Origin of the sequence: Neobacillus niacini (genome assembly GCF_019749295.1) — a bacterium.
GTDB lineage: Bacteria > Bacillota > Bacilli > Bacillales > Cytobacillaceae > Neobacillus > Neobacillus niacini_D.
In genome coordinates, this window is the sequence record NZ_JACWFG010000005.1 from 171482 (window position 1) to 186168 (window position 14687).

Genomic DNA, 14687 nt, shown 5'->3' on the forward strand with positions numbered 1-14687 from the left:
ATCAGCGAAAAATCGAATATATCAGCGATGAACCAAAAGCTCGACGGAACATTAGTCCCGTCGAGTTATTTTTCAAACTTTTTTCGATAATGTGCTAATGCAATCAACGGGAAGATATAGCGATAGCTGTGATAATGGATATAAAAGGCTCCGGCCATTCCTTGTCCTTTCGGGTAGGCAGTGGTCCAATCTTCTTTTTGAAGGTTCCTCAACAAATAAGAAATACCTTTCTCGATTTGAGCTGTTGGTTTATCTGATACGGATATTAAGCTATCCAGTGCCCAGGCGGTATGAGTTAACGTGCTGGCTCCAAGGTGTGTATACTTTTGCAAACTATCACTATAACAGGATTCCCCCCAGCCGCTATCGGCGTTTTGAATGCCTTCCAGCCAATGTATAGCTTTTTGAATCGAAGAATCACTAGCAGGTACACCAACTGCCCTTAAACCCGTTACCGCTCCCCAGGTGCCATAAATATAACATATACCCCATCTCCCATACCAAGAACCATCGTATTCTTGGTGATCTATCAACCATTTGACTCCTTTTTTTATACTTTGGTGTTCTCTAGATAAATTAGTATAGTTACCAAAGAATTCGAGGGTCCGTCCTGTGATATCCGCACAAGAAGGATCGGATAAAATGTATTCGCTTTTCTCAATGGGAAGAAATTCGAAAATCTTCGAATCCGTGTTTTTTTCAAAAGCAGCCCAGCCGCCATCGTCATTTTGCATCGACAACAACCAATTAATCCCCCGACTCCATGCGTCACGATGAGCAGAGTCCATTCTAGAAATCGACCTCAATGAGGCAGTAGTATCATCAACATCGGGGTTGATGGTATTCACATCCGAAAAGCCCCAGCCTCCTGGCAAACTGTTAGGATTATGAATCACCCAATCTCCGAATTTATTGTGCTGTTTTGTTAATAAATACTGATTGGCTTTCTCGACCATTGGATCTTCTCGTGAAGTCCCAGCCTCCTGCAGCGCATAGCCAATTAATGAGGTATTCCATACATTTGCAGTCGTATATTGCATATGCGGGAGTCCAGTAATTGTGCTCCTCATTGATTTAATCCCTGCAATAGCACTAGTGATAACGGGGTCACTTTTCTTGTAATCTAGGGCGAGGAGGGCGAAAATCATTAAAAAAGTGGAGCTGTAGTAGCTGTAAAGAGTACCATCTTCTTCAATATGGCCGAGCATATATTTTTCAGCACGCTCAATAGCCAGCTTGTGCAGCATATTCGGTAAACCTATTAAATCCTTTACTCCATCCTCAATAACCGAAAACAGAGACCGTAATTCATTTGAACGAACCCAGGAATCATGGAAATCACGACCTGCCCGTAATTCAGAAAGGTCTGGGCTCTTTTTTGTCTTTAAGGTAAATTTCTTATCAGAAAGGATCATCATCGGTGTAAGATTAGCCCTGCCATAAACGGAAAATGAATAGAAATTGATAGGGAAATAGAGTGGTAATAGGATTATTTCAATGGGCAGAGGGGAAAAAGATGGCCATTGCATCTGCCCTGTTAAGGCTAACATCACTTTTGTAAACATACTAACTTCTTCAATCCCGCCCTTAGATAAGATGAACTTCTTTGCAGCCAGAAGACGTTTATCTTGCTTCTCATAATATCCAGAGTAAAGGAGTGCGTAATAGCATTCAACTGTTGCAGTGAGGTTACCATTTCGTTCATCATAAAAAAGTTTCCAGGCACCATTTTTTTCTTGTCTGCTTAATATCCGTTTGGAAAGCCCCTTTATTAAATCTTCATCATTTATTTCCAATGTCCGTAATAAAATGATCATATAGGCATCTGTCGATAATCCAGTTTCAAATGGATAATTCCAGGAGCCATCGGGAGACTGATCCCTTCTAATTGTCTCAATCAGCCAATCAATGCCTTTACTTGTATTGATCATCGTACCGTTCAGTCCTCTCCCAATTGAATATTCTCATCTATACATATTCAGAAAGCAGGAGGAGAATTCTTAAGGGAGGTTTGGTTATTATTTTTATCAGAAATTGGGAAAAAACGCCGATTGAAACTATTAAGGATGAATTAAAGGTAAAAATGAAAAAGGCGGCGAGTAACGACGCTAATCATTTAACAAAAGAGGACCAAGATCTTTTAAATCGGATAAAAAGTACAACACATGAACTTAACCAGAATAATGTCACTCGGACCAAGGCATATTTTGATATTTACCAAAAGCACCCTGAAATTCATTGGGCGTTCTTAGGACATATGGTATCGAGAAACGGCGGCTGGAACATGACCGACTTAAAAGGTGAGCTCCTTACCCGCTTGCTTACAAAAAAAGAAAGAAATGACTTTTTCACCTTTTTAGAGCGCGGTAATTGGCTGATATTCCAGGACGCCTATCCACAATTATTACTATACAGTGAGAGCTTAAAGAGAAATAAACCATTATTTTATTTGCTGCCTTACCTGAATATATCCATTTTCATGGAGACGATTTGGAATTATTTTTGGAGGAAACGAGACTCCTATTTCTTATCAATTGCTCTTGTTATAAATGAACAAAATTATTTGGAAAAAAGAGTAATCCAAAACCCTATCTATCAAAAAGGTGTATTAGACACGTTGGAGTTTAAGCTTCAGGATATACTGTCATTTAACCATATTTTGTTTCCCTATCGAAAAAAGAGTCTTGCTGGGCATACGGTCCATCAATTTCAGTCCTTACATGAACGAATCTTAGTAGGAAAAAGATTGTATGCTGTTCTCTTTCAAAAAAAGGAATTATTAAATCAGTTTGTACAATGGGCAAAAGCGCATCATCATACAGGGTCAAGAAAAGATTATTGGCCGCATATTTTTAATAATGTAAACGAAGGTTTTCCTGGAATTCCGTATCAGCTTCGTCTAAACGCCTGCAAACTAAAATGGGGAGCTAAAAGGATTTATAGTCCAGGTTTAAACTCTGCTTGGAAAAATGTTCAACATCAAGAAGCGGAAAAGGGAGACTGGTTTCATGATTGGCAGATTGCCGATGATCTCTCTGAACTTAGTGAGGCACAAATTAATGGGGAGATTGAATATGAATACTGTAAAACGCTTGAAAGGCTTGAACTTGCCGCCTTTGCAAAAAAAGTCATTAACCTCTTTGATTAAAGAATATGGTCCTGCACTCATGTTAGCGGTATTACTTGGTACCTCGCTGGATCTTTACTTTGTTGGAAAGAATATGTACATGTTCCCGATTAGGCCATTTCCTGAGCTGCTATCGTTCAATATTGCTTTTACCTTTTTAGGTCTGCCTGTGCTGGTTTTGGTGTACTTGACTATGATGAACAAGGTCACAAAATGGGGGAAAGTAGGGATACTGTTATTTTTAAGCTTATTAATGCCCATATTTGAAAGGTTTTCGGAGCTGTTTGGACTGTTTGCACACTCGAGTGAGTGGAAGCATATCTATAGCTTTTTTGGCTATTTGGTTTTCTTCTCGTTTATTTTTTTATTTTATCGATTGACAAATAAAGAGCATTAAAAAAGCCAAGACCGCAGTCTTGGCTTTCCCTAATGCCGCCTAAGCGACACTAGGTACCCCTTCCGTCCGTACAGTGGTTAAGTGTCCCGCAACAAGCGAATGTTCGGAAGGGGTACTGTTATAATACCACAAAATTTAAGATTTAATCCATGAAACTTTCTTTTCTTCGTTGGAAAGTGTATGATAAAAATGAATTTTTTACATAAAGGAGATGTTTGTAATGGCAAAAAAAGGATACATAGTAATGGAAAATGGAGAAAAGATGGAGTTAGAATTTTACCCTAATGAAGCACCTAATACAGTTAAAAACTTTGAGGAATTAGCAAATTCAGGTTTTTATGACGGAGTTGTTTTTCACAGAGTAATCCCAGGTTTTGTTAGTCAAGGTGGAGATCCTACTGGTACAGGAATGGGCGGCAGCGGAAAGAACATCAAATGTGAGACTGAAGGAAATCCTCATAAGCATGTAGCAGGTTCTTTATCAATGGCGCATGCAGGTAAAGATACAGGCTCATCTCAGTTCTTTATTGTTCATGAGCCACAGCCTCATTTAAATGGAGTTCACACTGTTTTTGGACAAGTAACATCAGGTCTTGAAACTGCTCTTAAAATGAGAAATGGTGATAAAATGCAAGAAGTAAGAGTATTTGACGCGGAATAATCATCAGTAAGGAGAGAGCAGCTATGCTCTCTTTTTTTCTGCCTGTTTGGGCTATTTGAAAATTGTACTCCCCTTCATTTAATGGTATAATTTAAGTAGTAAGCGAACATACGTACCCTTTTGACTTTATAAAATCCCATTAATTTACTTCCAGATATTCTACATTAGCTACCACAGCAAGAAGGCAGTTATTTTGATTTACAAAATACAATTATCTCTCGGATATTAGATTTATGTTTTTTGGACTAATCAATCTCAGGTAACAACAAAATAAAATGAAGCTGAGTGAGAGGAATACATATGGAAAATATAATGATAGTCTGGGCATTATACAGGGTATCTTCTGATAGACAGGTGCCAGATGGTGAAGATTTTCCCATGCAAAAAGCTCAATGTCATTCTTTTGCAGAGCAAAAAGGATGGCATATAACAAAAGAGTTAACAGAAAAACTGTCAGGATATAAAACAGCTATAGAGGACAGAGAGACCTTAAAGATATTAAAGCAGGGCGCTATAAATAATGATTTTAATATTTTGCTAGTTTACCATTCAGATAGATTAGGCAGAAGAATTGAGTATAGCTTATGGATTGCATCCCTTTATAATCTTGGAAAACAAGTATGGTCAGTCAAGGAGGGAGAGTTAATAAATAAGGAACATTCAAATGCATCACAAAACTTTATCAGATATTGGCAGTCCGAGAGAGAAAGTAAAAAAACTTCCATGAGAGTAAAGGATGCAATGAAACAGCTAAATGAGGAAGGTTACTATCTTGGAGGTACTATTCCATATGGTTATCAGCTCATTGACACAGGGGTGAAAAGGAATAGCAAAAAGGAAAAAAACATAAAAAAGATTGTTGTTAATCCTGATGAGGCAAAGGTTGTAGAAATGATATTTGATTTGACTACCAATAAGCTTATGGGAGGATCTACAATAGCTCAATGGTTAAATGGTTTGGGATTGACTAACAGAGGCAAGTTATGGCGACATAACACTATAACTAGGATGCAGAGAAATCCTATTTACATGGGCCATAAAAAGTACAACACTTCGCAGTTTGCTGGAACTAGAAGTAAGCAAAGAAAAGAGACCAAACGATATGAATGGTTAATACAGCCTTTTAATCCCGATTTAGTCATTGTATCTAAAGAGCAGTTTAAAAAAACTCAGGAGCTAATGGATAATAGAGCAAAAGAGAATAGTGGCTTAACAAAGTCTGGAGTTCCACTTAAATCACAGGTATTATTATCTGGCTTGGCTATCTGTGCATATTGTGGTCATAAGCTAAAGTCTGACTTCACTAACAAGAAAAGAATCAATAAAGATGGGACTGTGGTTGAGTACAGAACTTACAGGTATAGTTGTCATCATGCTAGAAATAATCCTATTGGTCATGAAAAGAGATACTTTGGAGCGGTTACAATCGATAAACAGGTTGAGGAAGAGGTCATAAAGGTAATTACCTCTATTCAGTTTGATTGTTATTATACAGAGAAGATTTCATATGATTTTGAGGAACTTGATGCAAGAAAAGTACAGGTTAAAGAGTTTGAAAAGCAATACGAGGACGTAAGTAATGCATTGATTGATGTTGAAAAATACTTTGATGATATAATGCTGGGTAAGTCAAAAATGAGTATTGAATTTGTAACAAAAAAGATGGAGGAGTATGGAGCCATTAAGATTGACTTGTTAGAAAGAATTGATAAGTACAAAAAAGAAATTGAGGATGCTGAAGTCGATAGCTCTAATGTTGACAAGTTAAATTACCAGCTTAAAGATTGGAAAGAAACCTATAAGAATTCCATAGATTTACAGGAGAAAAAAGTCATGCTGGCTAAAGTGGTTAGGGAGGTAGTTATCTCTAAGAATTCCTTTGCTATAAAATTTAGCAACAGTATTGCGAAGGCTTTAGAAGATACATTTACATCTCAAGAATGAATCCAACCTCACAGGGCAAATTAACGTAAAAACATCTCTATGGAGGTTTTTATGAAACGATTTGCATTAATACTGATCCCATTCCTATTGCTTACCATGCAAACCCCAGCTTCAGCTGAAAAGAATAATGATAAGCAGCTTAAGGCTGCTATTATTATTGATGATTTTGGCGGAGGAACGGGGGGAGTTAGAGATTTTCTAGAAGGAGACATTCCCATTACCGCAGCGGTTATGCCCTTTACTGAACATTCAAAAGAACATGCTGAATGGGCACATAAAAATGGATTCGAGGTCATGGTTCATTTACCTATGCAGCCGAAAAAAGGGAAACGTTCCTGGCTCGGCCCAAAACCGATAACGGTAGATCTTTCACACAAAGAGGTAAAGCAAAGGGTGAAGGAAGCACTAAAGTCTGTTCCGTATGCAGTAGGTTTAAATAATCATATGGGGTCCCTTGCTGTTGAGGATGAGGAAGTAGTAAGAGCCATTGTTGAAGTGGCGAAGGAGAAAAAGTTGTATATTGTCGACAGCGGGACAAGCCCTAAATCGAAGTTTCCACAAATTGCAAAGGAAATGAATGTGCCGCTTTTAAAAAGAGACGTTTTCCTAGATGATATCTCTTCTTCAAGTCACGTTAGAAAACAAATGAATCGGTTAGCTAAAATCACTGAATTCACAGGCAGAGGAATCGCCATTGGTCATGTTGGTGTTACAGGTAAAGTATGTTCTGTAGGGATTTTTCAATCAATGGACGAATTTAAAAGACGAAACATCAAAATCGTTCCAGCTTCTCAGCTATTTGCAACAAAATTAACCGAACAATACCTAATCCCATGAAAAAAGGCAACTATTCAGTTGCCTTTTTTGTCTTATCGCATGACTTTCTTACTTTCAATGTGCGCCTGACTTTTGAAAAATAACATTCAAAAAACGAACTGCTTTCCATCATTATCTAAAGCTGATACAATGTCTCCTATCAAACTATGAATGATTTGAGAATAATCGGGGAAAGGATAATAAAATCATGAAATTAGTTTCTTGGAATGTAAACGGGCTTAGAGCCTGTGTGAATAAAGGATTTTTAGATTATTTTAAAGAAGTTAATGCAGATATATTTTGTGTTCAGGAGACAAAATTACAGGAAGGTCAAATCTCCCTTGAACTAGAGGGTTACCATCAATACTGGAACTACGCAGTCAAAAAGGGATATTCAGGTACGGCTGTTTTTACGAAAATTGAACCAATTTCAGTCCGCTATGGTTTGGGGGATGAGGATTCTCAAGATGAAGGTCGAATTCTTACGTTAGAGTTTGAAAAGTTTTACCTTGTGAATGTCTACACACCAAATTCACAAAGAGATTTGGCAAGACTAGGTTTCCGATTAGAGTGGGAAGACAGAATCATCGAACATTTAAAAGATTTAGATCAAGTTAAGCCTGTAGTACTATGTGGTGATCTAAATGTTGCCCACCATGAAATTGACTTGAGAAACCCTAAGTCTAACTTGGGTAATTCTGGGTTCACAGTGGAGGAACGTGGAAAGATGACATCTTTGCTAGAGTCAGGTTTTGTTGATAGCTATCGCTATTTTAATCCTGAAAAAGAAGGAGCCTATACATGGTGGAGCTATATGGCAAAGGTTCGTGAGCGGAATATTGGCTGGCGGATTGATTATTTTATAGTCTCAGAAAGACTTAGCAAATCTCTGACCTCTGCAGATATACATTGTGAAATAATGGGTAGTGATCATTGTCCTGTAGTTCTCGAATTTGAAATGTAAAGTTCTATAAGTTCTTCTTATGATGAATCATAAAAACCTCGTAATTTTAATTATTAATTGAATAGAATAAATTAGAAGTACGAGGTGAATTGATATGGATATAAAAAAAGATGTTCAGCAGCAATTTGGGAATAATGCAAATTCTTACGTGTCTAGTCCTATTCATAAAGATGGAAAAGACTTATTGATGATGGTTAAGATGGCGGAAGTCAAAGGACAGGAAATACTGCTCGATATTGCAACTGGTGGCGGGCATACTGCCAACGCATTTGCACCATTAGTTAAGAAGGTAACGGCATTGGATCTTACTGCAAAGATGTTGGCAGCGGCTGAGAGCTTTATTACAGGAAATGGCCATTCAAATGTGGAATTTGTTCTAGGAGATGCAGAAAACCTGCCTTTTCCTGATGACTCATTTGATATTGTTACCTGTAGGATTGCTCCACATCATTTCCCAAATGTGGATTTATTCATTAAGGAAGTTTATCGAGTACTAAAGCCAAATGGACAATTTTTATTGGACGATAATGTTGTTCCTGAAAATGAAGAATATGATCATTTTTATAATAAAATTGAAAAACTACGTGATTATAGTCATTTTCGAGCTTGGAAAAAAACTGAATGGATCAAAAAGCTTGAGGAAAGTGGTTTGGAAATATTTGAATGGCGCCGATTTGAGAAAACTTTTCGTTTTGAACCATGGTGTGCAAACATGAAGCTTCCAGAACCTGAAAAGAATAATTTAACTCAATTGATTCTTAAATCCTCCAAAGAAATCAAACAAAAATTTAGTATTCTGATTGAGAATGATAAAATTATTTCATTTGTTGGAGAAGCTATTGTTTTAAAGGCGATAAAAAGGTAGAAAACCGATAGTATAAAAGAGGAAAATCTCTTTTATACTATCGGTTTTAAAATTCAAAAGGACTATGCAGGTCATTAAGAGCTGTTCCAAAAACATCAAATTCAGGTGATTTCTCACCATTACTTGAGTTTTCTTCCTTCTTTTCCTGATTCGTTAGAATTTTGTCAGCGTCTTTTTTCTGGATATAACTCAAGGTTACATCATCTCCTTTTTTTGGGAATGAATTATAATGTATTTTTTCCCATTAAAAAGGTTCTAAACCATTATTATTTTTATCGTGACAAAATCTTTGCATGCTTTTAGGATTTTAAAGTATTATTGGATAAGTTATTTGTGTTTTTTTACTTCCAAAAAAATCTTTTGAAATTTGGTGTTGATTTTTGTCGCAATTCGTTGTAAGATTATCAATGTCGCCGCTACGACGTGGCGAAATTAGTAACTTAGATTTCTAGTAAGCTTTTTTGAAAAACATGCGGGTGTGGCGGAATTGGCAGACGCACCAGACTTAGGATCTGGCGCCGCAAGGCGTGGGGGTTCGACTCCCTTCACCCGCACTTATGTTTTCTAACTGGAAATAATATGCGGAAGTAGTTCAGTGGTAGAACACCACCTTGCCAAGGTGGGGGTCGCGGGTTCGAATCCCGTCTTCCGCTCCAATGTTGCCGGGGTGGCGGAACTGGCAGACGCACAGGACTTAAAATCCTGCGGTAGGTGACTACCGTACCGGTTCGATTCCGGTCCTCGGCACCAAGTTTTTTGCGATGGTGAAATTAACATTCAGTATAATTTAATGCGCCCGTAGCTCAATTGGATAGAGTGTCTGACTACGGATCAGAAGGTTATGGGTTCGACTCCTTTCGGGCGCGCCATATTTTACGGGAAGTAGCTCAGCTTGGTAGAGCACTTGGTTTGGGACCAAGGGGTCGCAGGTTCGAATCCTGTCTTCCCGACCATCTTCAATAAACAACTTGGGGCCTTAGCTCAGCTGGGAGAGCGCCTGCTTTGCACGCAGGAGGTCAGCGGTTCGATCCCGCTAGGCTCCACCAAGATTTTTTGCGAAGCAAAATAATCAGGTTTTTTCACCTTTTTGAAAATAACTTACCATGTAATTAGAATTTGGCGGTGTAGCTCAGCTGGCTAGAGCGTACGGTTCATACCCGTAAGGTCGGGGGTTCGATCCCCTCCGCCGCTACCAAGTTTTTAAAATCTTTGTGCATATTTTTTCGGAGGAATACCCAAGTCTGGCTGAAGGGATCGGTCTTGAAAACCGACAGGCGGGTCAAACCGCGCGGGGGTTCGAATCCCTCTTCCTCCTCCATAAAATTTTAATCATTAATTTCTCCAATGTGGAGGGGTAGCGAAGTGGCTAAACGCGGCGGACTGTAAATCCGCTCCCTCCGGGTTCGGCGGTTCGAATCCGTCCCCCTCCACCAAATTTATTCTTAAAGCAAAATCATTATCACTTAGGGGTATAGTTTAAAGGTAGAACGAAGGTCTCCAAAACCTTTGGTGTGGGTTCAATTCCTACTACCCCTGCCAATTTATTTGCCGGTGTGGCGGAATTGGCAGACGCGCACGACTCAAAATCGTGTTCCGCAAGGAGTGTCGGTTCGACCCCGACCACCGGTATATCTATGTCAAAACTATAAGAGCACTCACAAATGTCTGAAAATAAACATTTGTGAGTGCTCTTTTGTTTAATTTATTTGGAAAAACGCTTAATGTGTTTCTATTAAACTAATGAAAACTGGCTGTATATTGAGGATCTGGGAGTTATTTTAAGAATATGTCTAGATTCTTCCTTCTATAAAGCGGTAACAAGACGAGAGCCTTAAATACGCTTTTATTTCCACTTTGCTTGGTATAGTCCACTTTGTTATAGTTTTAATATTCCCCTATAAACCTGTAACAGTTTCTCGACCTCTGTTGTATTCAATCTAACTATTTATTCCATCATACCCAAATAGAAGGACAACGGTATTTTACGAGCATGTTGTATTAAAAGTTAATTCATGAACGCAATTTTAAGGGTTAAGATTCATTTTACTTCACAAAAAATACGTTCATCATATGGTTTTGCATTTTAATATGTTCACCAATTGAAGTAAAGCCCTCTGCGAATTTATCAAAGATGGGAGTTAAAATTATGAAAAATGCTTCAACAGTTTTTTATGTGTCAATCGTATTATTGGTCGGTATAGTTTTTATGGGTATCGCAATGCCATCGTCGTTAGAGAAAGTCACGAGTAGTACTCAAGGAGTAATAACCGATTCGTTTGGGTGGTATTATCTTTTACTTGTTTCATTGTTTGTGTTTGTGTGCTTCTATTTATTAGTAAGTCCAATTGGCCGGATTAAGCTCGGGAAACAGGAGGATAAGCCTGAGTTTTCACGTCCAACTTGGCTTGCAATGCTTTTTAGTGCGGGTGTCGGGATTGGGTTAATGTTTTATGGAACGTATGAACCTATAAGCCATTACATGATTAGTTCTCCTACAGGACAAGAGGGGACAGATCAAGGTATAAAAGATGCAATGAGATTTACGTTCTTTCATTATGGGATTCATGCATGGGCGATCTATGGTTCAATTGCGATGGTTTTAGCTTATTTTACTTTTAGAAAAGGGGAACTAAGCTTAATTAGTCGTACTTTACGACCATTGATTGGGAAACATGCGGATGGAGCTGTAGGGAAAGCAATTGATGTCATTGCTGTCATTTCTACTGTTATGGGAGTCGCTACTTCATTGGGATTTGGGGCAATGCAAATCAATGGTGGGTTGACCTACCTTTTTGATGTTCCTAGTACGCTGACAACCCAAACTGTTATCATTCTCGTTGTGACCGTGTTGTTTATGATTTCGGCATTAACGGGTCTAAGCAAAGGTATTAAAATTCTCAGTAATGTGAATATGGGGCTTTCGGCGGTCCTCTTAATGATTGTATTTATTCTTGGCCCGACACTTTTTACCCTAAACTTGTTTACAGATACAGTAGGGGCTTATTTGCAAAATTTCATTAACATGAGTTTGCGTATTGCTCCTTTGAATGAAGAGGGGCGGAACTGGATTAATGGGTGGACAATTTTTTATTGGGCATGGTGGATTGCATGGGCTCCATTTGTTGGAGTGTTTATTGCAAGAGTCTCAAAGGGCCGGACGATTCGTGAATTTGTCGTAGGAGTCTTACTTGTTCCGACACTTATTGGATTCATTTGGTTTACAACCTTTGGAAGTGCCGCCATTTTCACTGAATCTACAGGGCTGCTTTCGATCTCTTCATTAGCACCAGAGGAATCTCTTTTCGGCGTGTTAGAAGGGTTTCCTTTCGGAATGGCGTTATCTCTGTTCGCCATTTTGATTATTGTTACCTTCTTTGTTACATCCGCTGACTCAGGTACGTTTGTTTTAGGAATGATGACAACAAATGGATCGCTAAATCCAAGTACAGCGATTAAAGCTACTTGGGGAATCTTTCTCTCTGTTATTGCACTCGCTCTTCTTTACTCTGGGGGCCTGCAAGCGCTGCAAAACACAATGATCATTGCAGCTCTTCCATTTTCATTTATTATGGTGTTAATGGTAGTCAGCTTACTTAAATCGTTAAAACGGGAGGCAATCGAGTTAGGACTAGGTCAGTTACAAATGAATAGAAAGAAAACGGTGGATAAACAAAGGAAAGAGGATGTTAAGGAAGCTATATAAGGATATAAAGGAAAACAGCAACGTTTCAACTTCGGTTGGACGTTGTTTTTTTTATTAATAATGATGTCTAATGCCTTAACTATATTAGTTAAGGAAGCTATTTGTGAAGATTATGTGAAAGTCTCTAAATGGACTTTACATATATTTTTTAAGTAATATAATACCCTTATGGGTATATGAACCCCAGTAGATATACCTAAGCTATTTAATTAAACTTATCCAAATAAAAACATATATCACCTTGGAGGGAAAATTATGACACAGAAAGTGATCATTGTAGGGGGAGTTGCAGGCGGAGCTACTGCTGCTGCTAGACTAAGAAGAATCAGTGAAGATGTAGAGATTATTCTTGTGGAACGTGGAGAACATATATCTTTTGCCAACTGCGGTTTACCATATTATATCGGTGAAACAATTAAAGACAGAAGCAAACTATTAGTACAAACAGTTAAAGGAATGTCTGAACGATTTAATCTAGATATTCGAAATTTAAGTGAAGTAATAAGCATTAATCCTGAAAAGAAAAGTGTAATGATAAAGAATTTACAATCTGGAGAAGTTTATGAAGAGTCCTATGACAAGTTATTATTATCCCCTGGAGCAAGACCAATCGTTCCTCCTATTCCTGGTTTAAGTGAAAATAAGTCATTATTTACATTAAGAAATATTCCTGATACGGATAAAATCAAAAACCATGTTGATAACCATAATCCAAAAAGGGCTGTTGTTGTCGGTGGTGGATTTATTGGAATTGAGATGGCCGAGAACCTTGTTGATAGAGGAATAGAAGTAACACTTATTGAAATGGCCAATCAAATTATGGCACCAATTGATGTTGAAATGGCCAGTATTTTACACGCTCATTTAAAAGAAAAAGGTGTTCAACTGTTATTAGAAAATGGAGTCCAATCATTTGCTGAACATGGTAAGAAAGTAATCTTATCAGATGGAACGGAAATCCAAACAGATATGACTATTCTTTCAATCGGTGTTAGACCAGAAAATGAATTAGCAAAAACAGCAGGACTGGAATTAGGAGAGCGTGGAGGAATTATTATAAATGAATATCTTCAAACTTCTAATGGAGATATTTATGCAGTGGGAGATGCAGTGGAAGTTGTCGATTACATTAATGGCACAAAGGCAATGATTCCACTTGCTGGTCCTGCAAATCGACAAGGGCGTATTGCAGCGAATAACATGATGGGCAAAAAAGAGAAGTACCGGGGGACATTAGGTACCTCGATCGCAAAAGTGTTTGACTTAACGGTTGCTGCAACAGGAGCCAATGAAAAAACATTAAAGCGTTTAGGTGTAAACTATGAGGTCGTTCATATTCATCCAAGTTCTCATGCTGGTTATTATCCAGGAGCGGCACCGATTGCATTAAAAGTAATCTTTGACAAAGAAACTGGAAAAATCTTTGGTGCTCAGGCTGTAGGTGCAGACGGCGTCGACAAGCGAATTGACGTTATTGCAACAGCTATTAAGGGCGGATTAACGGTAGAAGATTTAACAAATTTAGAATTATCTTATGCACCACCATTTTCATCAGCAAAAGATCCTGTAAATATGGCAGGTTATGTAGCAACGAATATCATGGAGGGTGAATTAGAACATATCCAATGGCATGAGGTTGATAAAATTGTATCAGAGGGTGGACTTTTAATCGATGTTCGCGAACCAATGGAACGTGAATTTGGTTTTATAGAAGGTTCAATAAATATCTCCCTTAACGACCTAAGAAATAAATTAATTGATATCCCAAAAGATAAAGTGGTTTATGTAAGTTGTCAGGTGGGGTTAAGAGGATATTTAGCAAGCCGGATTCTAAAAAATAATGGGTACCATGTTAAAAATGTGGATGGCGGTTGGAAAACCTATTCCTCTGTATATGGAACTAATATAAATAAAAATGTTGAAACGAAAACAAACGACCTTGGTGAGACAAAGGTAGTTGAAGAAAAAGCCAATGAAATAATTGTAGAATCTGTTTTAGATGTTAGTGGTTTTACTTGCCCAATGCCAATTGTTAAACTTAAGAAAGGCATTGAGTCATTGGAAAGTAATCAAGTTTTAGAGCTTCATGTGACAGATAGAGGTGCACTAAATGACCTTCCAGCTTGGTCAAAAAATGCTGGACATACGATTTTAAAAATTGAACAAAATGATAAACTGATTAAATTCTGGATTAAAAGGAAATAAGCGAG

At 38.0% G+C, this 14687-nt stretch carries 11 protein-coding genes and 11 tRNA genes; 20 read left to right on the forward strand and 2 right to left on the reverse strand.

Annotated features, from left to right (window positions below; translation table 11 throughout):
- Positions 1–65: 65 nt before the first annotated feature.
- Entirely contained in the window at positions 66–1931 is a 1866-nt protein-coding gene (shc, locus tag H0184_RS09665) for a squalene--hopene cyclase (RefSeq protein ID WP_221823836.1), read from the reverse strand.
- Positions 1932–2011: 80 nt separating this feature from the next.
- Between shc and H0184_RS09670 the strand changes: the two genes are divergently transcribed.
- The 7 genes from H0184_RS09670 (at position 2012) to H0184_RS09700 (ending at position 8774) form a co-directional block, all read left to right on the forward strand.
- The gene (locus H0184_RS09670) at positions 2012–3148 is read left to right on the forward strand and encodes a DUF2515 domain-containing protein (RefSeq protein WP_396953586.1); all 1137 of its coding nucleotides are present in this window, start codon (positions 2012–2014) and stop codon (positions 3146–3148) included.
- Positions 3075–3524, forward strand: coding sequence for a CBO0543 family protein (locus H0184_RS09675; protein ID WP_260631516.1), 450 nt, complete (start codon positions 3075–3077; stop codon positions 3522–3524). Before H0184_RS09670 ends, H0184_RS09675 begins: the two co-directional genes overlap by 74 nt.
- 220 nt (positions 3525–3744) lie before the next feature.
- Entirely contained in the window at positions 3745–4185 is a 441-nt protein-coding gene (locus H0184_RS09680) for a peptidylprolyl isomerase (protein ID WP_221823837.1), read from the forward strand.
- A gap of 300 nt (positions 4186–4485) precedes the next feature.
- Positions 4486–6129, forward strand: a complete 1644-nt coding sequence (locus H0184_RS09685) for a recombinase family protein (protein ID WP_260631517.1) — start codon at positions 4486–4488, stop codon at positions 6127–6129.
- A gap of 51 nt (positions 6130–6180) precedes the next feature.
- The gene (locus H0184_RS09690; RefSeq protein ID WP_221823839.1) at positions 6181–6966 is read left to right on the forward strand and encodes a divergent polysaccharide deacetylase family protein; all 786 of its coding nucleotides are present in this window, start codon (positions 6181–6183) and stop codon (positions 6964–6966) included.
- A 187-nt stretch (positions 6967–7153) separates the two neighbouring features.
- Positions 7154–7909, forward strand: coding sequence for an exodeoxyribonuclease III (locus tag H0184_RS09695; RefSeq protein WP_221823841.1), 756 nt, complete (start codon positions 7154–7156; stop codon positions 7907–7909).
- Positions 7910–8003: 94 nt separating this feature from the next.
- Positions 8004–8774 (forward strand): class I SAM-dependent methyltransferase, encoded by a 771-nt coding sequence (locus H0184_RS09700; protein WP_221823843.1) that lies wholly within the window; start codon positions 8004–8006, stop codon positions 8772–8774.
- Positions 8775–8820: 46 nt separating this feature from the next.
- Here H0184_RS09700 and H0184_RS09705 read toward each other — a convergent pair whose 3' ends face one another.
- Entirely contained in the window at positions 8821–8967 is a 147-nt protein-coding gene (locus H0184_RS09705; protein WP_221823845.1) for a hypothetical protein, read from the reverse strand.
- A gap of 279 nt (positions 8968–9246) precedes the next feature.
- Between H0184_RS09705 and H0184_RS09710 the strand changes: the two genes are divergently transcribed.
- From H0184_RS09710 to H0184_RS09770, 13 genes are all read left to right on the forward strand, one after another.
- Positions 9247–9328, forward strand: a tRNA-Leu gene (locus tag H0184_RS09710).
- Between the two features lie 27 nt (positions 9329–9355).
- Positions 9356–9430 (forward strand) — tRNA-Gly (locus H0184_RS09715).
- Positions 9431–9435: 5 nt separating this feature from the next.
- Positions 9436–9524, forward strand: a tRNA-Leu gene (locus tag H0184_RS09720).
- A gap of 42 nt (positions 9525–9566) precedes the next feature.
- Positions 9567–9643 (forward strand) — tRNA-Arg (locus tag H0184_RS09725).
- Between the two features lie 7 nt (positions 9644–9650).
- Positions 9651–9727 (forward strand) — tRNA-Pro (locus tag H0184_RS09730).
- Between the two features lie 17 nt (positions 9728–9744).
- Positions 9745–9820, forward strand: a tRNA-Ala gene (locus H0184_RS09735).
- Positions 9821–9892: 72 nt separating this feature from the next.
- Positions 9893–9969, forward strand: a tRNA-Met gene (locus H0184_RS09740).
- A 30-nt stretch (positions 9970–9999) separates the two neighbouring features.
- A tRNA-Ser gene (locus H0184_RS09745) sits at positions 10000–10092 on the forward strand.
- Between the two features lie 30 nt (positions 10093–10122).
- Positions 10123–10207 (forward strand) — tRNA-Tyr (locus H0184_RS09750).
- 32 nt (positions 10208–10239) lie between these two features.
- Positions 10240–10313 (forward strand) — tRNA-Trp (locus H0184_RS09755).
- Between the two features lie 8 nt (positions 10314–10321).
- Positions 10322–10403: transfer RNA gene (locus H0184_RS09760), tRNA-Leu, on the forward strand.
- Positions 10404–10920: 517 nt separating this feature from the next.
- Complete coding sequence (locus H0184_RS09765; protein ID WP_221823847.1) at positions 10921–12477, forward strand: glycine betaine uptake BCCT transporter; 1557 nt, start codon at positions 10921–10923, stop codon at positions 12475–12477.
- 255 nt (positions 12478–12732) lie between these two features.
- A complete protein-coding gene (locus H0184_RS09770) occupies positions 12733–14682 on the forward strand; it encodes a CoA-disulfide reductase (RefSeq protein WP_221823849.1) in 1950 nt (649 codons plus the stop codon).
- Positions 14683–14687 lie beyond the last annotated feature (5 nt).

Excerpts from the sequence above, each read along its gene's own strand:
- shc (WP_221823836.1), bottom strand. The coding sequence starts at position 1,931 with ATGATCAATACAAGTAAAGGCATTGATTGGCTGATTGAGACAATTAGA.
- H0184_RS09675 (WP_260631516.1), top strand. The coding sequence starts at position 3,075 with ATGAATACTGTAAAACGCTTGAAAGGCTTGAACTTGCCGCCTTTGCAA.
- H0184_RS09680 (WP_221823837.1), top strand. The coding sequence starts at position 3,745 with ATGGCAAAAAAAGGATACATAGTAATGGAAAATGGAGAAAAGATGGAG.
- H0184_RS09685 (WP_260631517.1), top strand. The coding sequence starts at position 4,486 with ATGGAAAATATAATGATAGTCTGGGCATTATACAGGGTATCTTCTGAT.
- H0184_RS09690 (WP_221823839.1), top strand. The coding sequence starts at position 6,181 with ATGAAACGATTTGCATTAATACTGATCCCATTCCTATTGCTTACCATG.
- H0184_RS09695 (WP_221823841.1), top strand. The coding sequence starts at position 7,154 with ATGAAATTAGTTTCTTGGAATGTAAACGGGCTTAGAGCCTGTGTGAAT.
- H0184_RS09700 (WP_221823843.1), top strand. The coding sequence starts at position 8,004 with ATGGATATAAAAAAAGATGTTCAGCAGCAATTTGGGAATAATGCAAAT.
- H0184_RS09765 (WP_221823847.1), top strand. The coding sequence starts at position 10,921 with ATGAAAAATGCTTCAACAGTTTTTTATGTGTCAATCGTATTATTGGTC.
- H0184_RS09770 (WP_221823849.1), top strand. The coding sequence starts at position 12,733 with ATGACACAGAAAGTGATCATTGTAGGGGGAGTTGCAGGCGGAGCTACT.